Below are 23,227 nucleotides of genomic sequence, written 5' to 3'. Positions count from 1 at the left end.
ATAGATATTCTTTTTATGTATATAGATGGGGTTTTGATTATTAGAGAGAGTATTGCACGCCAGATCGCACTCTCACGGCACCTGGCCGCAATGGATAACTGTCTTTGCGGCGCAGTTCGCAGCGGTGAAACGCGGGGTTTGAGCCTGTTTCATTGGGTGATTAACGTGAGCTCGGTCACCCAAGGGACGGGAAAATGGAAAACCATCCACCAGAAAATGGCGTCTCACACCGGCATGAGAGAGCGATAGAGCAAACACTGACAGACATGAACAGCGTCCTGCTTGAGTCGGATCTGTTTATGACTCGTCTGACGGTACAAGACCGGCGCTGGCAAAAAGGCAGAAAAAACGGGCATACGTTAAATTGGCGCTCTCTTTTTAAATATCATACCCAAACGCCGATGAGTTTCGCTTTCGTCTATCGGCAAATGGCCAGCCCGCTGAGCCGCGCCGGCTTTTGCCTGTACCGTTATCTCCAGGCAGAGAACGTTATCGAACTTGTCGCGTTGGAGAATTTCTCCCTGCGTGAAGCGCAACATCCCCTGAAAGGCAATATGCTGCGCAACTGCTTGCAGGTACTGTATCTGTATGGCCTGAACCTGCAAGAGCAGAGGCTGACGCCGGTGCCTCCGCCGGACATACTTATCAGCCACGCAATCAATCACCGCGTGTTGGCGCTGTATACTCGTCAGGCCGCCTTTGAAGTAATACCCGGTACCATGACATGTAAAACCAGCTTCAACGCACTGAAAAAGTACATACAATCGCTGGAAAAGTACGGGGCCAAATGTGATAAGGTGCGTATAAATAACGAGCAGAAAGGAAGCCAAAATGGAAAATAAGGATCTGACCGACCCTACGCTCTCCATTCAAGAGCAAAAACGCATCGCCATCGAGATTTTGCGCCAACACCATCGCTGGGAGATGGCCAACCCGCGTCCGCCTGAAGAACTCCCGGAATGGGAAGCCATCGGCCCGTTCAGAAAAAGTAAACGTCACCTGATCGAACGTACCGACGACTAATCCCCCTTCCCCGTGGCAATCTGGCGGGGCCCAGCTGTCCGACTAAATCTGGTAGTCAATCACCGCATCCAGCTGTGACGAGAAGACCTTGTCCTTGATTTCGGTCAGCGACAGCGTCGGGTTGCACAGCTGGATAAAACGCCAGGCATAGTTGCGCTGCAGCTGGCTGCGTTTCAGGCCCAGCCATACCGTATTGGGTTCAAACAGGTGCTCGGCGTTGAGGCTCACCAACCCGCGATCGCGCTCTTTTTCATATGACATGTCCGCCAGCACACCCACGCCCAACCCCAGCTCGACGTAAGTTTTAATCACGTCGGAATCCTGCGCACTGAGCGCGATGTCCGGCGTCAGACCCGCCGCTTTGAACGCCGCATCCAGCTTCGCGCGCCCGGTAATCCCCTGACGGTAAGTGATCAGCGGCAAGGTACTGAGCATCTCCAGCGTCACCTGCGGCTGACGCGTCAACTCGTGCCCTTCCGGCACCAGAATGGTGTGATGCCAGCGATAGTAAGGGAACGCCGCCAGCGATTCGTCGCTCATCAGCCGTTCGCTGGCGATGCCGATATCGGCTTCGCCGGCGGCCAGCATAGAGACGATCTCCTCCGGGCTGCCCTGATTGAGCACCACCCGCACCCGCGGGTAAAGCGCGCGAAACTCTTTGATGACCCCCGGCAGGCTGTAGCGCGCCTGGGTATGCGTCGTCGCGATATGCAGCTGCCCCGAATCGTTGCTGCTGAAGACGTCCGCCAGGCGACGGATGTTATTGGCGTCGTTGAGAATGCGTTCCGCTACCACCAGCAGCTCTTTGCCGGGTTCGGTCATGCCCAGCAGCCGCTTGCCGCGACGAATGAATATTTCAATGCCCAGCTCTTCTTCCAGCTCGCGAATATGCCGGCTGACGCCGGACTGCGAAGTAAATAAGGTATTGGCGACATCGGTCAGGTTGTAGTTGCAGCGCGCCGATTCGCGAATAATTTTTAATTGTTGAAAGTTCATCCCCGTCTCCCTGTTTCTTGCGGTAGCGTTTTCCATATTGATACGGAGTCCTGCGGGGCTGAACAAATAAAAAATAGCCTTTAGTTATGCAATTTAATACTAAGTGAATTATTTATCGTTACTCTTGGGGGATGACGACGGGGGAAAATGATGAATGGCTTTAAAAATAACGAGATAAATAACCACACAAAGAAAGCGCCTTAGATAATCATGCAGAATAAAGTTATTAAATAGAGGTATTAGATATATGAAAAAGGGCTCAGCGTGCTGAGCCCTTCACTGTTTGCCGCCCTGCCAACGCCTCAGGCCGTGGCCTCCGCCCCGAAAGCGCCGGGCCGGTTCTGCTGCAACCATTGCTGTACATAGCGCACCAGATCGCCGATGCAATCATCCTGCATGCCGTGGTGCTTCAGCTCGTTATCCAGCGCAAACAGGTATTGCGCGTTGGTGCCCAGCGGGCCGCTGGCGCTGGCGATCAATGGCGCGATCACCTGGTGGCTGGTGTCTGCTTCAAACAGCGGGTGCTGCGCGTTCATCACGAACACCAGCGCAGTGACAACCTCACCGCCCTCAAGCTGCAGCTCACACCAGGTCGGCACGTAGCAATCGGTGATCATTTCGCGCTTCCACAGCAGCTCCAGCTCTTCGCGCAGCTTGCTTTCCGGCAGACGGAAGGCCAATCCGGTGGTCTGGCCGCCCTCTTTCAGCGCCAGCATGCGCCCCGGCTGATGCAGCGTGCCGCGCCCGGCGGTCAAGCGCATGCAAAACGCCCGGTGCCAGCCCTGCAGCATGGCAGGCCGCACTTCTTCCGATTCAAAAACCGGGTTCCACATCAGCGAACCGTAACCGAATACCCAAACCGGGCTGTGATCCGGCCGGCGCGATAACGTGCAATCCAACGAGGCTGCGCGCTGTTCAGGCGTCAGCAACAGCGACTCCTCAATAGCGCCGAATGCGGTTTTGCAATCCGCTTTTTGCAGAAAATCTCGCGTTAACACTGTTACAACCTCCCGGGAATACGATTTCTCGTCCTCCCTCGCCACTACTGAACCTTTGCAATTTTATTTTTAGGTGCGGAATTTTATTAATTCAATAACCGCACCGATTAATAATGAACATATTCTTTTCCCGCCGCGCAATCAAGTTGCAAAGCGGTGTTAACGTGGAAAAGTATTTGTACTGAGCAGCAATAATATTAATTGCCGGGTCAGCATAACGTCTGCGCGATTTTATCAGGCCATAAAGCGTTACTTTTTGTGCCAACGCTCATCGTCGCCCTTGCGATAGCTTTGCTTGACCGCCGCCCAGGCCACCTTGTGCGCCGTCTCCTCCCGGCTGTCGTCACCGCGGCGGTCTTCAGGATCCCGGTATTGTTGCCAGGCGCTGTTGAACGCTTCTTTATAGATCGCCTGAGCATGGGCCGGCAGTACATGCTTCACATTGTCCGGCAAGTCGTTCGTGTCTTGATAGGGCATCACGTCCTCCCGTGCGTATTCCGTGATGCTTAAGCCTAGCTCACACGCCGTTGCGCCTCAATGAGCAAACAATTCTCATTATCAAACGGCATGATATACTCACCGCCAAACGAACTATAAGGAGATCCCCGTGACTACCGAAGCCCCTCGCTCACGCGCCCCCTACCTGATCGCCGTCAGCGCCGTACAGGACATTACGCCGCACCTGCGCCGCATCACCTTTACCGCGCCCGATCTGCGCTACTACCCGGCCAACGCCGCCGCTGCGCACATCAAGGTCTTTTTGCCGCTCGCCGGCCAAACCCAGCCGGATCTGCCGACGCTGACCGAAAACGGCCCCCGCTGGGCGGCGGACGCCGTGCGCCCGATCGTGCGTACCTATTCCATTCGCGCCGTGCGCCCGGAACAGGCGGAGGTGGACATCGAGTTCGCGATCCACGATCACCAGGGCCCGGCGGTCGACTTTGCGCGCCAGGCGAAGGCCGGCGATAAAATCGGCATCAGCAACCCGGGTGGCCCCAAACCGATGTTGCCGGCGGCCGATTTCTACTGCCTGGCGGGCGATCCCTCCTCACTGCCTGCGCTGGCCGCGCTGCTGGAGAATCTGCCGCCGCACAGCGCCGGGCGCGCTTTCGTCCGCGTCGACAGCACCGCCGACGTGATTGATCTGAGAAAACCGGCCGGCGTTGAGGTGAATTGGATCGTTGGCGGCACGGAGAATACCAACGACCTGATCGCCCGTTTCCGCGCACAATCCCTGCCGCAGGGCGAAACGCACTTCTGGCTCGCCGGTGAAGATCGCCTGGTGGTAGAACTGCGCCGTTACCTGCGCCGTGAACGTCAATGCGATCGTAATCGTCTTTATGCCGTACCTTACTGGCGTGAGGGGCTAAATGAAGAGGGTTACCACAATAAACGGCATGAAATCATGGATAATATTGACGACTAATGGCTGTATTTTCCTTTATTAACCGCATGCTAAATAAGTAAACACGACTTTTCTCATATCTAACGTTAAAAATTGGCGTTATTGCGTAAAAGTAAGTAAATAAAACCGCACCCCGTGCGGTTTTTTTGTTACCCTGATCACATAAAGCAAGCAATTGCTTTCTCAGATAAAAACAACATCACACCGGCGCCGTGGGTGTATCCTAATATAAAATACCTACTGGAAACGCAGAGTTGCCGCATCACGGCGACCGGCGCTGACGGGCTACGCTGTTTGAGAAGGAGTGCCACCCTCATGAAGTCGCAACACGATCCTGGCCGATCCACCAAATCTCGCCACACCGAATACTCGCTGATCTTCCCCATCGCCGCGCTGGTGGTGTTGAATCTGTGGAGCAGCACCACTTACTTTCCGCTGATCGTCGGCATCAATATTCTCGCGCTGGTGGGGATCCTCAGCAGCGCCTTCAGCGTGGTGCGCCACGCCGACGTGCTCGCCCACCGTTTGGGGGAACCCTACGGCTCGCTGATCCTCAGCCTGTCGGTGGTAATCCTCGAGGTCAGCCTGATCTCGGCGCTGATGGCCACCGGCGACGCCGCGCCGGCGCTGATGCGCGACACGCTGTATTCCATCATCATGATCGTTTCCGCCGGCCTGGTCGGTTTCGCGCTGCTGCTCGGCGGGCGCAAGTTCGCCACCCAGTACGTCAACCTGGGCGGCATCAAACAGTATCTGATGGCAATTTTCCCGCTGGCGGTGATCGTGCTGGTGTTCCCGAGCGCGCTGCCGGGCGGTAACTTCAGCACCGGGCAGGCGCTGTTGGTGGCGCTGATCTCCGCCGCCATGTATGGCGTGTTCCTGGTGATCCAGACCAAAACCCACCAGAGCCTGTTCGTGTATGAGCATGAAGACGACGATGGCGACCCGCATCACGGCAAGCCCTCTTCGCACAGCAGCGCCTGGCATGCCGCCTGGCTCGTCGTGCACCTGATCGCGGTTATCGCCGTCACCAAGTTCAACGCCAATCCGCTGGAAGGCCTGCTGACCAAGATGAATGCGCCGGCGCAGTTCACCGGTTTCCTGGTGGCGCTGCTGATCCTGTCGCCTGAAGGGTTGGGCGCGCTGCGCGCCGTGTTGAACAATCAGGTGCAACGCGCCATGAACCTGTTCTTCGGTTCGGTGTTGGCGACCATCTCCCTGACGGTACCGGCGGTCACCATCATCGCCACCCTAACCGGGCAGACGCTGATCTTCGGGCTGCAAACGCCGCATATCGTGGTGATGTTGACGGTGTTGCTGCTGTGCCAGTTGTCGTTCTCGACCGGCCGCACCAACGTGCTGAACGGTACCGCCCACCTGGCGCTGTTCGCCGCCTACATGATGACTATCTTCGCCTGATCAAAAAGGGGCGCACACCGTGCGCCCCTGTCTTCGTTATACCGAGAAGAATATCGCCGCGGCGATCCCCCCGAACAAAATCCACTTGATGATGTAATAACCGGTGCGGTTCCAGGCCTTCAGGCGTTTCCCCACCCGGCGTATCGCATAGATGTATTTGAACATCTTGTTGACGCCGCCGGTGCGATCGCCCTCTTCGTTCGGCGCGGTGGCGGCGCTCATCAGATTGCGCCCCAGCCAGTGGTTCACCGCCTGCGCCCAGCGGTAGCGCATCGGCCGTTCGATGTCGCAGAACAGGATCAGACGATTCTGCCCGCTCTGATTTTCCGCGTAGTGCAGGTAAGTTTCATCGAACATCACGCCTTCACCGTCGCGCCAGCTGTAGCGCTCGCCGTCCACCTCGATGAAGCAGCGGTCATCGTTGGGGGTAATCAGCCCCAGGTGATAACGCAGCGAACCGGCGTAAGGATCGCGGTGGCGCGGCAAACGGCTGCCGTCCGGCAGTTCGGCGAACATCGCCGCCTTGACCGAAGGCAGGCTGCGCAGCAGTTCCGTGGTCTGCGGGCACAGGGTCATGGCGGAAGGATGGCTGTCCTCATACCATTTCAGATAAAAGCGTTTCCAGCCGGTCTTGAAGAACGAGTTGAACCCGGCGTCGTTGAATTGATCGGACGCTTTGATCTGCTGGATCTCCATCAGCTTCTGTCCTTCGTCGCGGATGGTTTCCCAATTCTCCCGCAGTACCGCCAGCTCAGGGAACTGCTCCGGCTTCAGGTACGGCGTGGTCGGCACGCGGGAAAACAGGTACATAAAGACGTTCAGCGGTGCGGTAAAGGTGGAATGGTCAGACAGCTGTCGCCACACGTTGTAGCGAACCCGCCCGCGGTAATGCACATAGACGACGCATAAAATAAGCAAAATCAGAATGATATATTTCATGTTTGAATCGCATCAAGGAACTCACGCTCAATGCGCCGCGCGGCGCACACCCCAGATAGTGTCCTTTTGGCGGCGCACGCAAGTTGCGCGCCAATCTGGAACCCATTAATCATTAACGCTAACTCAACGAAAATCTATACAAAAAACCACAATAATTTACACAAAGGTTAAACGAGAGGGAAAATTGCGGAGATAAAAAAGGCCGCCGAAGCGGCCTTTCCATTAGCGGATAGGTTAACTGTAAGCGTTGAGCGTGCGCTGGCACAAAGCAGAGCGCACACAGTCCTGTTTCTCAAAGCGGATAACGCCGATCATCTCGTCCTCTTCGAAGCGCTCCAGCGCGTCGCTGAGGCCGGATTTCACGCCGCGCGGCAAGTCGCACTGGGTCACGTCGCCGTTGACGATAACCGTCACGTTTTCGCCCAGGCGGGTCAGGAACATTTTCATCTGGCTGGCGGTCACGTTCTGGGCTTCATCCAGGATAACGACCGCATTTTCGAAGGTGCGTCCGCGCATATAAGCGAACGGCGCAATCTCTACCTTGCCGATTTCCGGGCGCAGGCAGTACTGCATAAAGGAAGAGCCTAAACGGCGCACCAGAATGTCATACACCGGGCGGAAATAAGGCGCGAATTTCTCGGAGATATCACCCGGCAAGAAGCCAAGGTCTTCATCCGCCTGCAAAACAGGACGGGTAACGATAATCCGATCCACCTCTTTATGGATCAGCGCCTCCGCCGCCTTGGCGGCGCTGATGAATGTTTTGCCACAGCCGGCTTCGCCGGTGGCGAAGATCAGCTGCTTATTCTCTATGGCTGATAAGTAATGACCCTGAGCTTCGGTTCTAGCCTCGATGGGTGAGCTATCGCGCTTGTCTCGCGCCATGCCGATAGACTCGACTCCCCCCATTTGCACCAGCGAGGTCACAGACTCTTCTTCCAGCTGGCGATGACTACGAGCGTCACGACGAATAACGCGTTTCGCTTCACGACGTGCTTTGATCACTGCTTTCTGTCTACCCATAGTGGCACCTTACAGTTTGTTTCACCTACCGCAACGGCCAGGCCGCGCGATTATGTTTCACACACGTATTAGGTTTTGGCCTCCTCCGAGCCAATAAGAGCCAAGGGACAAGGTGAATCGACGGCAACGCTTAAGCGCCGTGTCTTCACGGGACAACGCGGACTGCATTAAAAAACGTGGAGTAAAAAGTGATGAGGTTCGATAGCGATAAGAGTGCGGGGTTGCCGGTAAAAGAGAGTCGGAGAGAGAACCCTCGTTACAACGAGAAATCAGGGGAGATGTGTTATTTTTTCTTTCCAGCCCAACCAAGGACTTTACCATTAGCGATCCCCGCAGTGATATTTACAGCTTCAAGCTGTGCACCGTGTGAAAACTACCGCCAGATGATTACAGTATAATGACATTCAATCCTGCCGCGTTACTAAAATGTAAAAAAATTTTATATCTTTTGTTTTCAGTTAGCGCAAAAACACTATATCACGCTCGGCGCGTCATTCCAGAAAAATTTTTATCCTATTAATATCAATTAATTACAATTAAAAGCCGCGAATGACACTTTAGTTTCTCGATTAAAATTTGCACACCCCAAAGTCGGCGGGCCCTTCAGATTTTTTAATCCGCAGGCGACGGATTGAATTGAACTCCGTCGCTTAATGTCCAGCACAATAGGCAAGCCAACGTAAAACGAGGCGGAAGATCCCGCCTCGTCATTGCGTGCTCAGGCCTTGAGCAGGCCGCTGGCCAAATAGTCGCCGCCCTCTTTCACCCCCGGCAATACGAAGAAGTATCCGCCGCCGATCGGCTTGATGTATTCTTCCAGCGCTTCGCCGTTGAGCCTTTTTTGCACCGTCAGGAATCCTTTTTCCAGATCGGCCTGATAGCAGACGAACAGCAGCCCCATTTCCAGCTGCCCGGCATTGGAAACGCCAAGGGAATAGCTGTAGCCACGTCGCAACATAAGGTTACTTTGGCTTTCCGGCGTGCGGGGGTTAGCCAACCGGATGTGCGCGTCCATCGGGATCACCTTGCCGTCGGGATCGTTCGCGTAGTTCGGCTCGTCATGTTCATGCTTCATGCCGAGCGGCGCGCCGCTGTGCTTTTCGCGGCCGAAAATGGTTTCCTGCTCCTGCAGCGGCGTGCGATCCCAAAACTCCACGCGGAAGCGAATAATACGCGCCGCCTGGTAGCTGCCGCCCGCCGTCCACGCCGGCTCGCCGACGTTGTCGCCGACCCACACCACCTTATCCATCAGCGGTTTGTCGTCGGTTTTCGGGTTGGCGGTGCCGTCTTTGAAACCCAGCAGGTTGATCGGCGTCTCTTTGCCTTTGCTGCGCGCCGCATGCGCGGAGATAAACCCTTCGCGCTTCCAGCGCACGCTGAGCAGATCCGGCGAATGCTTGATGATGTCGCGCAGTGCGTGGATCACCGTTTCATTGGTGTTGGCGCAGATCTGCAGCAGCAGATCACCGTGGCAAAGCCCGGCGTCCAGCGCATCGTTGGGGAAGCGGGTCATTTTCTGCAACCGCAGCGGCTTTTGCGCCTGCAGGCCAAAACGTTCGTCGAACAGCGATGCGCCGACCGAGACGGTGATGGTCAGGTTGTCCGGGTAAATCTCCGGCCCCATGATCCCCGAATCGAGCGGCGGCAATTTGGCGTCCACCTCCGGCGCCTTGCCGCCGTGGGTCAGGAACGCGATGCGGTCAGTCAGCAGCCGGAACAGGCGCTCCAGATCCGCTTTGCTGGTCGCCAGCACGTCGAACGCCACCAGCATCATCGCCGCCTGTTGCGGGGTCAGCACCCCGGCCTGATGGCGGCCATAAAACGGCTGTTTCTGCCAGCGCTCATCCTGCGGCGCCGCCAACGGCTCCGCCGCTTTGTCCGCCGCCTGCACCAGGCGGCTGCCGCCCAGCGCCAGCGCGCTCAGCCCCAGCCCCTGCAGCAAACGGCGGCGTGAAGGGGATGCCGCCTCCTGAGAGTGCGGGTGAGGCCCGTTATTCGGGCCTGCCTTGTTGCTCATAACCTTATGCCTCAGTCCAGACCCAATACGCCGCGCAGTTGGGAAAGGTCTTCCGCCAGCGTGGTGATCGGCCCTTTCAACGCATTGCGGTCGGCATCGGTCAGCTTCTCATAGGACTCATACCCCTCTTTGGTTTGGTACTTCGCCAAAATGGTGTCGACGGTTTTGAAGTTGGCGTCGATTTTGTCCAGCAGCGGCTTGTTGGCTTTGACCAACAGCGGGCGCAGCAGGTTGACGATCTTCTGCGCGCCGTCGACGTTGGCCTGGAAATCCCACAGGTCGGTGCGGCTGTAACGGTCTTCTTCACCGCTGATCTTGCTGGCCGCCACTTCTTCGATCAGCCCGGCTGCGCCGCCCACCACCTTGCTCGGCGGGAAGGTCAGTTCACCCACGCGTTTTTGCAGTTCAACGGTGTCGTGATACAGACGATCGGCATATTTGCCCATGTCTTTGGTCGAGTTGTCGGCAAACAGCGCCTTCTCCAGACGGTGGAAGCCGGTAAAGTTCGGATCCGCCGATTTCTTCTCGTAGTCGTCTTCACGGGCGTCGATGCTGCCGTCCAGATCGGAGAACAGCTCGGCGATCGGCTCGATGCGCTCATAGTGCTGGCGGGTCGGCGCGTACAGCTTGCGCGCTTGCTCCACGTTGCCGGCCTTCACCGCGTCGGTGAACAGCTTGGTCTGTTTCACCAGCCCGTCGACTTCTTTGATAACGTAGACTTTGTATTCGGCGATCGGGCCAACCAGATCCAGCGCGTTTGGTTTGCCGTCGGTGGCACCGTTGGTGGCTGCAGTGACGGTCAGTTTGCCTTTCGGGTTGCTCAGCAGCCCGCAGGTCATGTCGTATTCGCCCGCTTCCAGCGTGGCGGTCATTTTCTGGGTGAAGCCCGGCGCGATGTTTTCGCGCTCTTCCACCACCATCACCCCTTTCAGGATTTCCCATTCGACGTTTTTCTGGCTGGTGTTATGCACCACAAACTGCGTCTTGCCGGCCGGCACCGTCAGCTGCATCGGTTCGCACTGCTTGTCGTTGACCGTGACTTTGACCTGCGGCACGTCCGCCGCCAACGCGTCGATGCTCAGCGCAAACGCCGGGATAGCCAGTAATGCTGCGTGCAACGCCTTGCGGCGAAATAACGGAGTAGACATACGAGATTCCCTATTAAACATTAATGATTGATTTTACGTTGCGCCGGGGCCGCTGCCGGCTCCGCGCGCTGCGGCAGGAAAAAGAAAATCAGCGCCGGGATCAGATACAGGAAATAGACGGCCACTTCGCTGACCGTCGGCGCTTCCTGATAACCGAGAATACCTTCCAGCAGGGTGCCGAACAGCGAATGGGTCGACAGGGTGCTGCTGAAATCGAAGGCGATGTCCTGGAAGTGGTTCCACAGGCCGGCTTCGTGGAAGGCGCGGATCGCCCCGGCGGCCAGGCCGGCGGCGACGAACAGAATGAACAGGCTGGTCCATTTGAAAAACTTGGCCAGGTGCAGCTTCACCCCGCCCCAATAAATCATCATGCCCAGCACGATGGCGGCCACCAGGCCGAGCACCGCGCCGATCGGCGCCGCGGCGCCCACGTCTTGCTGGAACGCCGCCAGCAGGAAGAACACCGACTCCAGCCCTTCGCGCGCCACGGCGAAAAACACCATCGCAACCAGCGCCCAACCCTGCCCTTTACCGGCGCTGAGCGCCTGATCGATCGCCCCTTCCAGATGCACCTTGACCGACTTGGACACCTTACGCATCCAGAACACCATATAGGTGAGGATCACCACCGCCACCACCGCCACGATGCCCTCGAACAGCTCCTGCTGTTTCTGCGGGAACTCGCCGGTGGTTTCATTGATGAAGATGCCGAGCGTCAGACACAGCGCCGCAGCGACAATCACGCCGATCCACACCGCGCCCAGCCATTGGCTGCGCTGCGTGCGCTTCAGGTAGCTGGCGATCAGGCTGACGATCAGCGCGGCCTCCAGCCCCTCACGGAACATGATAAGAAAGGGAACGAACATAAATAATCACCCCTGAAAAGACCGCGGCGGCAGAGACGGTGGTTGCGAAATGAGCCGCGGCGACTATGTAAAGAAACGTAAAAACCAACGAGAGTGATTATCATTCTGCCAAGAATAAATACAAGAGGCATGACGGTGATTTTTTCTAATCAAATGTCGCCAGGTGTTACAGCTGGATGACGGCGATCGGCAGACAAAAAAAAGGGGCGCTCTGCGCGCCCCTTACCGACTGACATCGAACGGCGTTACACCGTTTTGTACTCGGCTTCCGCCTGATCGAAACGCTCGGTCATGGTGGCGGAAGGCTGGCGGCCCATCAGGCTCACCACCACGATGGCGAGGCAACCCAGGATGAAGCCAGGGATGATTTCATACAGCCCCAGCCATTCGTACTGTTTCCAGACGATCACCGTCACCGCACCGACCAGCATACCGGCCAGCGCGCCGTTGCGGGTCATGCGCGACCACATCACCGAAATCAGCACCACCGGACCGAAGGCGGCGCCGAAACCGGCCCAGGCGTAGCTCACCAGGCCCAGCACGCGGTTCTCCGGATTGGCCGCCAGCGCGATGGCGATCAAGGCCACCACCAGCACCATCACGCGGCCGACCCACACCAGCTCGCGCTGGCTGGCGCCTTTACGCAGGAACGCCTTGTACAGGTCTTCGGTGATCGCGCTGGAGCACACCAGCAGCTGGCAGCTCAGGGTACTCATGACCGCCGCCAGAATCGCCGACAGCAGCACGCCTGCTACCCATGGGTTGAACAGCAGCATCGCCAGTTCGATGAACACGCGTTCCCCGTTCTGCGACACGTTACCGGCTTGATCCGGGTTGTTGGCGAAGTAAGCAATACCGAAGAAACCGACGGCGATGGTGCCGGCCAGGCACAGGATCATCCAGGTCATGCTGATGCGACGCGCGCTGCGGATGGTGCGGTGAGAATCCGCCGCCATGAAACGCGCCAGGATGTGCGGCTGGCCGAAGTAGCCCAGGCCCCACCCCAGCAGCGACAGGATGGCGACGAAGTTCAGCCCTTTCAGCATGTCGAGGTTGGCCGGGTTCTGCGCCTGGATCACCAGCATCGAGGTATCGATGCCGCCGACGGCGAAGATCACGATCACCGGCGTCAGGATCAGCGCGAAAATCATCAGGCTGGCCTGCACGGTGTCGGTCCAGCTTACCGCCAGGAAACCGCCGATAAAGGTGTAGAGGATGGTCGCCGCGGCGCCGGCCCACAGGGCGGTTTCGTAGCTCATGCCGAAGGTGCTTTCGAACAGGCGCGCGCCGGCTACGATGCCGGAGGCGCAGTAAATGGTGAAGAACACCAGGATGACGATGGCCGAGATCACGCGCAGCAGCTTGCTGTTGTCTTCAAAGCGGCTGGTGAAATAATCCGGCAGCGTCAGGGCGTTGTTGTTGGCTTCGGTATGTACTCGCAGCCTTCCTGCCACCAGCTTCCAGTTCAGGTAAGCGCCGATGGTCAGGCCGATAGCGATCCAGCTTTCGGAGATGCCGGAGAGGAAGATGGCGCCCGGCAGGCCCATCAGCAACCAGCCGCTCATGTCGGAAGCGCCGGCGGACAGCGCGGTCACCACGCTGCCCAAACTGCGGCCGCCGAGAATATAGTCATCAAAGTTGTTGGTTGCCCGGTAGGCAAGCAGGCCGATCAGCACCATCCCGAAAATGTACACCAGGAAGGTCACCAGCATAGGTGTGCTCATTGTCATTTAATTCTCCACTTTCATTATTATTCGCGTTTCGCTCCGGCCAAGCCGGCGCCGGTAAACCCACGCGCAATGCATTTCACTGGCCGCCGCGCCGGAACGTGGCGCAGCCTGCTAGCAAGTGCAGGTAAAATAGTTTCTGCCCGTAATTGTTGACCGTCGGTTATCCTAGATGAGCCTTTCATCAACCAACAAGATATTTAACAACAAAGTTACACAAAGTTTACCCTGCGTCACATTTACCGGGCCTAAAGGTTGCACTCACGACAAGCAAAATGAGTTGCACCTGGTTATTACCCTTATATACCGCAAGGTAAAGCGTTTGCGGCATCATAAACCCCGCCGCATTCGCTCAATAACGCAACATTCGTGCCAACTGCCCATGTTAAAAAATCGATGAAACTCACACTTCGCTCATCAGCCTGATTTAACAAGGTTGCACAAAGTTGCAACATGCAGGATATTGTCTGCATTCTTGACACCACACATCACACGAACCTATCCCAACAGGCTTTCCGGCCTGCTGTTTGTCTAGCCTGATGGGATAGGTTCTAAACACAGGAGTTGGATAGGCATGGGCACTACCACAATGGGCGTGAAACTCGACGAGGCAACACGCGACCGGATCAAGAGCGCCGCACAGCGTATCGATCGCACGCCGCACTGGCTCATCAAGCAGGCCATCTTTAATTACCTCGAGCGTCTCGAGAGCGGTTCCGATATTCCTGAAATTCCAGCGCTGGCCGCTGCGGGCCAGCCTGAAGCGGACGACATTATGCCGCAAGCGCAGGAAGAGTCACACCAGCCATTCCTCGATTTCGCCGAACAAATTCTGCCGCAGTCGGTCACCCGCGCCGCCATCACCGCCGCCTATCGTCGCCCGGAGACCGAAGCGGTGCCGATGTTGCTCGAACAGGCGCGATTACCCGTCGATCTTGCTCAGGCTACTCACAAAATGGCCTACGGCATCGCCGAGAAGTTACGTAACCAAAAAAGTGCAAACGGCCGCGCCGGCATGGTGCAAGGCCTGCTGCAAGAGTTCTCCCTCTCCTCGCAGGAAGGCGTGGCGCTGATGTGCCTGGCGGAAGCGCTGTTGCGTATTCCGGACAAACCGACCCGCGATGCCCTGATCCGCGACAAGATCAGCAACGGCAACTGGCACTCGCACCTGGGGCGCAGCCCGTCGCTGTTCGTCAACGCCGCCACCTGGGGCCTGCTGTTCACCGGCAAGCTGGTGTCCACGCATAACGAAGCCAATCTGTCCCGTTCGCTGAACCGCATTATCGGCAAGAGCGGCGAGCCGCTGATCCGCAAAGGCGTGGACATGGCGATGCGCCTGATGGGCGAACAGTTCGTGACCGGCGAAACCATCGCCGAGGCGCTGGCCAACGCGCGCAAGCTCGAAGAAAAAGGCTTCCGCTACTCCTACGACATGCTGGGCGAAGCCGCCCTGACCGAAGCCGACGCGCAAGCCTACCTGGTTTCCTACCAGCAGGCGATCCACGCCATCGGCAAAGCCTCCAACGGCCGTGGCATCTATGAAGGCCCCGGCATCTCCATCAAGCTGTCCGCCCTGCACCCGCGCTACAGCCGCGCGCAGTACGAACGCGTCATGGAAGAGCTCTACCCGCGCCTGCTGTCGCTGACCCTGCAGGCACGCCAGTACGATATCGGCATCAACATCGATGCCGAAGAGGCCGACCGCCTGGAGATCTCGCTCGATCTGCTGGAGAAGCTGTGCTTCGAACCGCAGCTGGCCGGCTGGAATGGCATCGGCTTCGTGATCCAGGCCTACCAAAAACGTTGTCCGTTCGCCATCGACGCGGTGATCGACATGGCGCAACGCAGCCGCCGTCGCCTGATGATCCGTCTGGTGAAGGGCGCCTACTGGGACAGCGAAATCAAACGCGCCCAGATGGACGGCCTGGAAGGCTACCCGGTCTACACCCGCAAGGTCTATACCGACGTTTCTTACCTGGCCTGCGCCCGCAAGCTGCTGTCGGTGCCGAACCTGATCTATCCGCAGTTCGCGACCCACAACGCCCATACCCTGAGCGCCATCTATCATCTGGCCGGCAACAACTACTACCCTGGGCAGTATGAGTTCCAGTGCCTGCACGGCATGGGTGAGCCGCTGTACGAGCAGGTGGTGGGTAAAGTGGCCGACGGCAAACTGAACCGCCCTTGCCGCATCTATGCGCCGGTCGGCACCCATGAAACGCTGCTGGCTTACCTGGTGCGCCGCCTGCTGGAAAACGGCGCCAACACCTCGTTCGTCAACCGCATCGCCGATGCCACCCTGCCGCTCGACGAGCTGGTGGCCGATCCGGTCAGCGCCGTGGAAACGCTGGCAGCCAGCGAAGGCCAGATTGGCCTGCCGCATCCGCGTATTCCGCTGCCGCGCGAGCTGTACGGCGAGAAACGCACTAACTCCAGCGGTCTGGATCTGTCCAACGAACAGCGTCTGGCCTCGCTCTCCAGCGCCCTGCTCACCAGCGCCAGCCATCCGTGGCGCGCGGAACCGATCATCGACGCCGAATTGGATCAGGGCGTGGAGCAACCGGTAATCAACCCGGCCGAGCCGGGCGATGTGGTCGGCTACGTGCGTGAAGCCACCGAAGGCGAAGTCAGCCGTGCGCTCGACGCCGCCGCGGCCGCCGGCCCAATCTGGTTCGCTACGCCGCCGACGGAGCGCGCCGCGATCCTCGAACGCGCCGCCGAGTTGATGGAGAGTCAGCTGCAAAGCCTGCTGGGCATTCTGGTGCGTGAAGCGGGTAAAACCTTCAACAACGCCATCGCCGAAGTGCGCGAAGCGGTGGACTTCCTGCACTACTACGCCGGCCAGGTGCGCGACGATTTCGCCAACGACAGCCACCGTCCGCTGGGCCCAGTGGTCTGCATCAGCCCGTGGAACTTCCCGCTGGCGATCTTCACCGGCCAAATCGCCGCGGCGCTGGCGGCGGGCAACAGCGTGCTGGCCAAACCGGCCGAGCAAACGCCATTGGTCGCCGCGCAGGCGGTGCGCATCCTGCTGGAAGCCGGCATTCCGCAAGGCGTGCTGCAGCTGCTGCCGGGCCAGGGTGAAACCGTCGGCTCAACGCTGGTCAACGATGCCCGCGTCCGCGGCGTGATGTTTACCGGTTCCACCGACGTCGCCGGCATTCTGCAGCGCAGCATCGCCGGTCGCCTGGATCCGCAAGGCCGTCCGACGCCGCTGATCGCCGAAACCGGCGGCCTGAACGCCATGATCGTCGACTCTTCGGCCCTGACCGAACAGGTCGTCACCGACGTAGTGGCCTCCGCCTTCGACAGCGCCGGCCAGCGCTGCTCCGCGCTGCGTATCCTGTGCATTCAGGAAGACGTGGCCGAGCACACGCTGCAAATGCTGCGCGGCGCGATGGCCGAATGCCGCATGGGTAACCCGGAGCGCCTGTCTACCGACGTGGGCCCGGTGATCGACGCCGAAGCCAAAACCGGCATCGAACGCCATATCCAGGCGATGCGCGCCAAAGGCCGCAAGGTGTACCAGGCCGCCAAAGGCAGCGCGCAGGATGAGAAAGAGTGGGCGCGCGGCACCTTCATCAAACCGACGCTGATCGAACTCGACAGCTTCGACGAGCTGCAAAAAGAGATCTTTGGCCCGGTGCTGCACGTGGTGCGCTTCCAGCGCAACAATCTGGACGCGCTGGTCGATCAGATCAACGCCGCCGGTTATGGCCTGACGCTGGGCATTCACACCCGTATCGATGAAACCATCGCCCGGGTGACCGAACGCGCCAAGGTCGGCAACCTGTACGTCAACCGTAACATGGTTGGCGCGGTGGTCGGCGTGCAGCCGTTCGGCGGCGAAGGCCTGTCGGGCACCGGCCCGAAAGCCGGCGGCCCGCTGTACCTGTACCGTCTGCTGGCTAACCGTCCGGACGACGCGCTGCAGCGTACGCTGCACCGTCAGGACGAAGAGCGCCCGATGGAAGCTACCGCACGGCCGCAACTGCTGGGCGCACTGCAATCGCTGGAGAAATGGGCGGTCACCAGCCAACAAGGCGAACTGGCGGCTTTGGCGCAGCGCTATGCGGAACTGGGCCAGGGCGGCACCGTACGTCCGCTGCCGGGCCCGACCGGCGAGCGCAATACCTATGCCCTGCTGCCACGTGAACGCGTGCTGTGCCTGGCGGATAACGAAGCCGACGCGCTGATCCAACTGGCCGCCGTGCTGGCGGTTGGCAGCTGCGTGCTGTGGCCGGAAGCGGAACTGCAGCGCAATCTGTTCCGCCGCTTGCCGAACGATGTGCAGGCGCGCATCGCCTTCAGCAAAGACTGGCAGCAGGACAAGGTCGAGTTCGACGCCGCCATCTACCACGGCGATGCCGATCAGCTGCGCACCCTGTGCGAACAGATCGCGCAGCGCGGCGGCGCCATCGTTTCGGTACAGGGCTTCGCCCATGGTGAAACCAACATCCTGTTGGAACGCCTGCTTATCGAACGTTCGCTGAGCGTCAACACCGCCGCCGCCGGCGGCAACGCCAGCCTGATGACCATCGGTTAACGCATCATCAACGCGGCCATGGATTGCCGCCTGAGTTGCTCACCGCTACGCAAACCCTGCACTTGTGCAGGGTTTTTTATTGCCCGCAGCCCGGTCAGCCGTTAGCGTCTTGTTATCCTGGCATGAGGATGTGGCGCCTAATGGACGATAACAACAGGGTGAGCTCAGAACGGATTGGTCTGCTTGCAAACCGCGGCAGCACGCGACTCGTCGCTTTGACGCTCGGGTTCGGTAACATCCGGGATACGGTAGCCGCAGCGGGTTTCTCGCCGCCGCCGCGCGAAACGCATTATTGAAAACGGAGTGAATGCGGACGGGGGAAGCTCCCCCGCCGCCTTATTGATTCAGGAATTTGTCGAGGAATTGCTGGGTACGCTGGTGCTGCGGGTTGGCGAACAGCGCTTTGGCCGGGCCCTGTTCAACGATGCGGCCGTGGTCCATAAAGATAACCCGGTCGGCCACGTCGCGGGCAAAGCTCATCTCATGGGTGACGATCACCATGGTGCGTTTCTCTTCCGCCAGTGAACGCATGGTATTGAGCACCTCCCCCACCAGCTCGGGATCGAGCGCCGACGTCGGCTCATCGAACAGAATCACCTCCGGCTGCATCGCCAGCGCGCGCGCAATAGCCACCCGCTGCTGTTGGCCGCCGGATAGCCGCCGCGGATACGCCTGCTCCTTGCCGCTCAACCCCACCTTGGCCAGCAACGCGCGGGCGCGCTGTTCCGCGCTGGCTTTCGCCTCGCCCTTGACGATAACCGGCCCTTCGATGATGTTTTCCAACACAGAACGGTGCGGGAACAGGTTGAAGTTCTGGAACACGAAACCGACCTGCTGACGCAGCGCCCGCACCTGATTTTTCTGTTTGCTCAGCGGCTTGCTGCCGTCGATCAGGATATCGCCGACGCGAATGGTGCCGGAATCCGGCTCCTCCAGCAGGTTAATGCAGCGCAATAAGGTGGTTTTCCCCGAGCCGCTCGGCCCGATGATCGCCACCACTTCGCCGGCGTCCACCGCCAGATCGATCCCATGCAGTACCGTCTGACCCTTGAACTGCTTGGTCAATTGCTTAACTTCAATGGCACTCATGCGCTACTCCTGATCCTGGCGATTAACGTGGGCTTCCAGACGGTTTTGCAGCGCGGAAAGCAGGGTCGCCATCACCCAGTAAATCAGCGATGCCGCCAGGTACATGGTGAACACTTCCAGCGTGCGCGAGGTGATCAGCTGCGCCTGACGGAACAGTTCCGGCACCTGAATGGTGGCGGCCAGCGAGGTGTCTTTCACCAGGCCGATGAAGCTGTTGCCCAGCGGCGGCAAGGCGGTGCGCGCCGCCTGCGGCAGGATCACTCGGCGCAGGGTTTGCCAACGGGTCATGCCGATGCTGGCGGCGGCTTCCCACTGCCCTTTGTCGATCGACGAAATCGCCGCACGCAGCGTTTCCGAGGTGTAGGCGGCGGTATTGAGCGACAGGCCAATCAGCGCCGCCGGGAAAGGATCGAACTCGATGCCGAACTGCGGCAAACCGTAATAGATCATAAACAGCTGGGCGATCAACGGCGTACCGCGGAACAGCGACACGTAGATACGCGACAACCACGACAGCGGCCACAGCGGCGAAAGGCGCATCAGCGCCAGCAGAAAACCGAGCAGCAACCCCAACGCCATGCCGCCCAGGCTGAGCTGAAGCGTCAGTATTGCGCCCTTCAATAAAAATGGCGCTGAATCCAGCGCCAGTTGAATACTTTCGTGCATTATTTAGTTACGTCCGCGCCAAACCATTTCTCGGAGATCTTCGCCATCGTGCCGTCTTTTTGCATCTCGGCGATCGCCTGGTCAATCGCGGCCAGCAGCTCTGGGTTGTTCTTGCGCAGCGCCACGCCGGACTCCTGACGAGAGAACGCCGGGCCGGCTACCGCCAACGTATCGCCGGTTTTCTTCACCAGATCCAGCGCCGCCAGGCGATCCACCAGAATGGCGTTGATGCGGCCAACGCGCAGATCCTGATACTTGGTCGGGTCGTCGTCGTAGGTACGCACGTCCACGCCCTGCACATTCGCGCGCAGCCATTGCTCATAGTTGGTGCCCAGGCCCACGCCGACCTTCTTGCCCTTCAGGTCTTCCGGCTTGGTGATGGTGTCTTCGTTGCCTTTTTTCACCAGCGCCTGAATACCGGAAACGGTGTAAGGGGTGGAGAAGTCATATTTCTTCTTGCGCTCATCGGAGAGCATGACCTGGTTGATAACCACGTCGATACGTTTCGAGTCCAACGACGCCAGCATGCCGTCCCACTTGGTCGGGTTCAGCTTGGCTTTCACGCCCAGATGTTCCGCCAGCGCGTTGGCGAAATCCACTTCAAAACCGGTCAGCTTGCCGTCTTCACCCTGGAAGCTGAACGGCGGATAGGTGCCTTCCAGCCCGACGATCAGCGTGCCACGCTGTTTCACCTGCTGCAGCAGATTGTCGGCGGCATAGGCTTGAGTCGTCACACCGGCGGCCAATGCGATACCCACCACGCCCAACAACCATTGACGACGAACTTTCGCAAACATCATAAACACCCCTGTGTGTTATTTATCTTTTTTGATATCAGCACTTTAACAGTGCGACCGTCCGCATAAAGGAATATAACTTTATAAATATAGTTCAAAATGGAATAACAAGCGGTATTTACACCTGCGGATGGTAGGCGAACAGCGCCGGCGCACCGCCGGTGTGAACGAACAGAATAGGACCTTCATCGCGGAAGCGCCGCTGGGCGATGCCGTCGATCAAACCGGCCATCGCTTTGCCGGTGTATACCGGATCCAGCAACACGCCCTCTTGCTGCGCCAGCAGCTGCACCGCCGCCATCCCCTCTTCGTTCGGCATGCCGTACTGCGGCGCGAAATAATCGTCCCACAGCGCGATCGGCGCCAGTTCGTCGATATTCAGCGAACAGGCCAGAGCTTTCTGGATCTGCTCCACCTTCGGCAGCTGATCGATCACGGTGCGCGAGACGGTCACGCCGATCAGTTCGGTTTCCGGCAGCAGCTGCTGCAGCCCCACCGCCAGCCCGGCGTGGGTGCCGGCGCTGCCGGACGCCACCACCACCGAACTGAACGCCACGTTGCTGCGTTGGCTCTGCTCGGCGATTTCCAATGCGCACTGCACGTATCCCAGCGCGCCCAGGGCATTGGAACCGCCCACCGGCACCACGTAAGGCCGGAAGCCCTGTGCCTCGAGGCGCGTCGCCAGTTCCGCCAGTTGCTGCTGCGGATCGTGCAGCGCTTCGCACATCACCACCTCGGCGTTGAACAGACCGAGCAACAGGCGGTTGCCGTTGGTCAGGTAGTTTTCCGCGCGGGTGTCGATAGGGTTTTCCAGCAGCGCGACGCAGTGCAGGCCCAGTTTCGCCGCCACCGCCGCCGTCTGGCGCACGTGGTTGGATTGAATGGCGCCGGCGGTGACCAGCGTATCGGCACCTTGACGCAGCGCGTCGGCGGCCAAAAACTCAAGCTTTCTCAGCTTGTTGCCGCCCATGGCCATAGGAGTGACATCGTCACGTTTAAGGTAGATTTCGCGGCCGAGGTAATCGGAGAGACGGGACAGCTTTTCGAGCGGTGTGGCGGTGCCAACCAGATCCAGACGCGGAAATTGCGCCAGTTGTTGTTGCAGGTTCACTACTTCCCCCCAGGGAATCGAATATCAACATCTGATAACCGATAGATTTAGCAGATGTGAACTGAATAATCATCCTTTATCACGGGGGAAACAGCAGGCCCCGGCCCAGCGGCCGGGGAAAAGTCTCAGTAGCTGCGCTGCCAGGCGAGATACTGATCGTATTTGCGCAGCGCAATGCGGTAGTTGTTGTGCGCCGCGGTAGGCAGATCGTCGATGATGCGCTGATGGCTGGCGCTGCTGGCGAATTTATCCGCCGGGTAGTTGCGCGCCACCAGCATTTCGTCCAGCCGGCGCAGCCGCACCACATACTCGCGGATGGTGCTGTGGCTCATCTCGGTCTGCTCGAACAGATACTGTTTGAACGCCATGATGTCGAAATAGCTCGGGTGGCTGTTGCAGGAGATCTCGCTGCAGAAGCGGCACAGCGCGGTCAGCTCGTGTTGCACGTTTTGCCAGACCGCATCGTCGATCGGCTGATCCATGCGCGCGATGGCTTCTTTATTGATAATCTTGCCGCGAAACACCAGCGCCATGCGGTCCAACAGTTTGCCGCACTGGGAGCAATGGGTCTGGCTGTGCTTGTAGTCTTTCAGGTAACGGCTAAGCGGCCGTTTCTTCAACAGTATTCCTGGCATAAAGGGCAGTCCGATTGTCGCATGAGTCATCGAGTTGAGGGGCGGTGGGCCGCCGTCAGGTATCGTTCGCCAGCCGCGCGCGCAGCCGTTTGATCGCCTGACTGTGCAGTTGGCTGACGCGGGATTCCCCGACGTCCAGCACGGCGCCGATCTCTTTGAGATTCAACTCTTCCTGGTAATACAGCGTCAGCACCATTTTTTCGCGCTCCGGCAACGCCTCGATGGCGTCGATCACCCGCTGGCGCAGGCTGCCTTCCAACAGGTGATGCAGCGGGTTGGCCTCTTCATGCCCTTCCAGCATCGGTTCCGCGTTCTCGCCATGCTCCTCGCGCCATTCGTCGTAGGAGAAAAGCTGGCTGTTATTGGTGTCCAACAGAATTTGACGGTACTCATCCAGCGAGATATTCAGCGTCTGCGCCACTTCCGTCTCGCTCGCCGGACGGCCGTAACGCTGTTCCAGTTGCCGCATCACCTGCGCGACTTCGCGCGCATGGCGCCGCACGCTGCGCGGCACCCAGTCGCGGCTGCGCAGCTCGTCGAGCATCGCGCCGCGAATGCGTTGCACCGCATAGGTGGTAAAGGCGGTTCCTTGTAGGGCGTCATAACGCTCAACGGCGTTCAATAGCCCGATTCCCCCGGCCTGCAGCAAGTCGTCAAGCTCCACGCTGGCGGGCAGCCTGACCTGCAGGCGCAACGCCTCGTGGCGCACTAACGGGACGTAGCGCAGCCAGAGAGAATTTTTGTCCATCACGCCTTCGGCGGTATACAGATCGCTCACTATGTCTTAAACCTGCGGATAAGAGAGTCAGCGCTATTATGCGT

Annotated in this window: 20 protein-coding genes; 5 read left to right on the top strand and 15 right to left on the bottom strand. The window is 58.9% G+C overall.

Annotated elements, in window-relative coordinates; all coding sequences use genetic code 11:
• The first annotated feature begins 194 nt into the window (after positions 1-194).
• Positions 195-842 carry a hypothetical protein gene (locus tag ACUXAC_RS04650; RefSeq protein WP_454266522.1) on the top strand — a complete coding sequence of 216 codons (648 nt, stop codon included), beginning with the start codon at positions 195-197 and terminating at the stop codon, positions 840-842.
• On the top strand, positions 832-1,023 hold the full coding sequence (locus tag ACUXAC_RS04645; protein WP_033634949.1) for a hypothetical protein: 192 nt from the start codon (positions 832-834) through the stop codon (positions 1,021-1,023). The genes ACUXAC_RS04650 and ACUXAC_RS04645 overlap by 11 nt, the downstream gene beginning before the upstream one ends.
• 42 nt (positions 1,024-1,065) lie before the next feature.
• Here ACUXAC_RS04645 and cbl read toward each other — a convergent pair whose 3' ends face one another.
• The 3 genes from cbl to chaB all read right to left on the bottom strand — a co-directional run bounded on the left by cbl (position 1,066) and on the right by chaB (position 3,494).
• Positions 1,066-2,019 (bottom strand): HTH-type transcriptional regulator Cbl, encoded by a 954-nt coding sequence (cbl, locus tag ACUXAC_RS04640; RefSeq protein ID WP_454266521.1) that lies wholly within the window; start codon positions 2,017-2,019, stop codon positions 1,066-1,068.
• A gap of 302 nt (positions 2,020-2,321) precedes the next feature.
• On the bottom strand, positions 2,322-3,017 hold the full coding sequence (locus ACUXAC_RS04635) for a gamma-glutamylcyclotransferase (RefSeq protein ID WP_049202018.1): 696 nt from the start codon (positions 3,015-3,017) through the stop codon (positions 2,322-2,324).
• Positions 3,018-3,266: 249 nt separating this feature from the next.
• Entirely contained in the window at positions 3,267-3,494 is a 228-nt protein-coding gene (gene chaB, locus ACUXAC_RS04630; protein ID WP_049202016.1) for a putative cation transport regulator ChaB, read from the bottom strand.
• Between the two features lie 130 nt (positions 3,495-3,624).
• Here chaB and ACUXAC_RS04625 point away from each other — a divergent pair, with 130 nt between their 5' ends.
• Positions 3,625-4,443: a siderophore-interacting protein gene (locus tag ACUXAC_RS04625; RefSeq protein WP_060424091.1), complete on the top strand. Its 819-nt coding sequence runs from the start codon at positions 3,625-3,627 to the stop codon at positions 4,441-4,443.
• Positions 4,444-4,737: 294 nt separating this feature from the next.
• Entirely contained in the window at positions 4,738-5,841 is a 1,104-nt protein-coding gene (gene chaA / locus ACUXAC_RS04620; RefSeq protein WP_060424093.1) for a sodium-potassium/proton antiporter ChaA, read from the top strand.
• A 36-nt stretch (positions 5,842-5,877) separates the two neighbouring features.
• Here the strand turns inward: chaA and lpxO are convergent, their stop codons facing one another.
• The 6 genes from lpxO to putP form a co-directional block, all read right to left on the bottom strand.
• Positions 5,878-6,780 (bottom strand): lipid A hydroxylase LpxO, encoded by a 903-nt coding sequence (lpxO, locus tag ACUXAC_RS04615; RefSeq protein WP_025303230.1) that lies wholly within the window; start codon positions 6,778-6,780, stop codon positions 5,878-5,880.
• 234 nt (positions 6,781-7,014) lie between these two features.
• Positions 7,015-7,803: a phosphate starvation-inducible protein PhoH gene (gene phoH, locus ACUXAC_RS04610; protein ID WP_015378226.1), complete on the bottom strand. Its 789-nt coding sequence runs from the start codon at positions 7,801-7,803 to the stop codon at positions 7,015-7,017.
• Between the two features lie 718 nt (positions 7,804-8,521).
• Positions 8,522-9,820 (bottom strand): iron uptake transporter deferrochelatase/peroxidase subunit, encoded by a 1,299-nt coding sequence (gene efeB / locus ACUXAC_RS04605; protein ID WP_047730480.1) that lies wholly within the window; start codon positions 9,818-9,820, stop codon positions 8,522-8,524.
• Between the two features lie 11 nt (positions 9,821-9,831).
• Complete coding sequence (efeO, locus tag ACUXAC_RS04600) at positions 9,832-10,968, bottom strand: iron uptake system protein EfeO (RefSeq protein WP_047730479.1); 1,137 nt, start codon at positions 10,966-10,968, stop codon at positions 9,832-9,834.
• A gap of 20 nt (positions 10,969-10,988) precedes the next feature.
• Positions 10,989-11,834, bottom strand: coding sequence for an iron uptake transporter permease EfeU (efeU, locus tag ACUXAC_RS04595; protein WP_454266520.1), 846 nt, complete (start codon positions 11,832-11,834; stop codon positions 10,989-10,991).
• Positions 11,835-12,079: 245 nt separating this feature from the next.
• Entirely contained in the window at positions 12,080-13,564 is a 1,485-nt protein-coding gene (putP, locus tag ACUXAC_RS04590; protein WP_033634960.1) for a sodium/proline symporter PutP, read from the bottom strand.
• Between the two features lie 571 nt (positions 13,565-14,135).
• Between putP and putA the strand changes: the two genes are divergently transcribed.
• Positions 14,136-18,107, top strand: a complete 3,972-nt coding sequence (putA, locus tag ACUXAC_RS04585) for a trifunctional transcriptional regulator/proline dehydrogenase/L-glutamate gamma-semialdehyde dehydrogenase (RefSeq protein ID WP_454266519.1) — start codon at positions 14,136-14,138, stop codon at positions 18,105-18,107.
• Between the two features lie 336 nt (positions 18,108-18,443).
• Here the strand turns inward: putA and tcyN are convergent, their stop codons facing one another.
• The 6 genes from tcyN to ACUXAC_RS04555 form a co-directional block, all read right to left on the bottom strand.
• Positions 18,444-19,196, bottom strand: a complete 753-nt coding sequence (tcyN, locus tag ACUXAC_RS04580) for an L-cystine ABC transporter ATP-binding protein TcyN (protein WP_038876913.1) — start codon at positions 19,194-19,196, stop codon at positions 18,444-18,446.
• Positions 19,197-19,199: 3 nt separating this feature from the next.
• Positions 19,200-19,862, bottom strand: a complete 663-nt coding sequence (tcyL, locus tag ACUXAC_RS04575) for a cystine ABC transporter permease (RefSeq protein ID WP_025303237.1) — start codon at positions 19,860-19,862, stop codon at positions 19,200-19,202.
• Positions 19,862-20,662, bottom strand: a complete 801-nt coding sequence (gene tcyJ / locus ACUXAC_RS04570; protein WP_454266518.1) for a cystine ABC transporter substrate-binding protein — start codon at positions 20,660-20,662, stop codon at positions 19,862-19,864. Before tcyJ ends, tcyL begins: the two co-directional genes overlap by 1 nt.
• Before the next feature lie 115 nt (positions 20,663-20,777).
• Entirely contained in the window at positions 20,778-21,770 is a 993-nt protein-coding gene (locus tag ACUXAC_RS04565; protein WP_025303239.1) for a D-cysteine desulfhydrase, read from the bottom strand.
• 125 nt (positions 21,771-21,895) lie between these two features.
• The gene (gene fliZ / locus ACUXAC_RS04560) at positions 21,896-22,405 is read right to left on the bottom strand and encodes a flagella biosynthesis regulatory protein FliZ (RefSeq protein WP_025303240.1); all 510 of its coding nucleotides are present in this window, start codon (positions 22,403-22,405) and stop codon (positions 21,896-21,898) included.
• A gap of 55 nt (positions 22,406-22,460) precedes the next feature.
• Positions 22,461-23,183, bottom strand: a complete 723-nt coding sequence (locus tag ACUXAC_RS04555) for an RNA polymerase sigma factor FliA (protein WP_004934752.1) — start codon at positions 23,181-23,183, stop codon at positions 22,461-22,463.
• Between the last annotated feature and the right edge of the window lie 44 nt (positions 23,184-23,227).

This window comes from Serratia sp. 121840015-1 (assembly GCF_053627655.1).
The sequence above is the reverse complement of the archived record's forward strand: the minus strand, read 5'-3'. Positions and strand labels throughout refer to the sequence as shown.

Bases quoted from the DNA above. Each gene is read 5' to 3' on its own strand.
- efeO (WP_047730479.1), bottom strand. From the start codon at position 10,968: ATGTCTACTCCGTTATTTCGCCGCAAGGCGTTGCACGCAGCATTACTG.
- ACUXAC_RS04645 (WP_033634949.1), top strand. From the start codon at position 832: ATGGAAAATAAGGATCTGACCGACCCTACGCTCTCCATTCAAGAGCAA.
- cbl (WP_454266521.1), bottom strand. From the start codon at position 2,019: ATGAACTTTCAACAATTAAAAATTATTCGCGAATCGGCGCGCTGCAAC.
- putP (WP_033634960.1), bottom strand. From the start codon at position 13,564: ATGACAATGAGCACACCTATGCTGGTGACCTTCCTGGTGTACATTTTC.
- lpxO (WP_025303230.1), bottom strand. From the start codon at position 6,780: ATGAAATATATCATTCTGATTTTGCTTATTTTATGCGTCGTCTATGTG.
- efeB (WP_047730480.1), bottom strand. From the start codon at position 9,820: ATGAGCAACAAGGCAGGCCCGAATAACGGGCCTCACCCGCACTCTCAG.
- chaA (WP_060424093.1), top strand. From the start codon at position 4,738: ATGAAGTCGCAACACGATCCTGGCCGATCCACCAAATCTCGCCACACC.
- tcyL (WP_025303237.1), bottom strand. From the start codon at position 19,862: ATGCACGAAAGTATTCAACTGGCGCTGGATTCAGCGCCATTTTTATTG.
- putA (WP_454266519.1), top strand. From the start codon at position 14,136: ATGGGCACTACCACAATGGGCGTGAAACTCGACGAGGCAACACGCGAC.
- ACUXAC_RS04650 (WP_454266522.1), top strand. From the start codon at position 195: ATGGAAAACCATCCACCAGAAAATGGCGTCTCACACCGGCATGAGAGA.
- phoH (WP_015378226.1), bottom strand. From the start codon at position 7,803: ATGGGTAGACAGAAAGCAGTGATCAAAGCACGTCGTGAAGCGAAACGC.
- tcyJ (WP_454266518.1), bottom strand. From the start codon at position 20,662: ATGATGTTTGCGAAAGTTCGTCGTCAATGGTTGTTGGGCGTGGTGGGT.
- chaB (WP_049202016.1), bottom strand. From the start codon at position 3,494: ATGCCCTATCAAGACACGAACGACTTGCCGGACAATGTGAAGCATGTA.
- fliZ (WP_025303240.1), bottom strand. From the start codon at position 22,405: ATGCCAGGAATACTGTTGAAGAAACGGCCGCTTAGCCGTTACCTGAAA.
- tcyN (WP_038876913.1), bottom strand. From the start codon at position 19,196: ATGAGTGCCATTGAAGTTAAGCAATTGACCAAGCAGTTCAAGGGTCAG.
- efeU (WP_454266520.1), bottom strand. From the start codon at position 11,834: ATGTTCGTTCCCTTTCTTATCATGTTCCGTGAGGGGCTGGAGGCCGCG.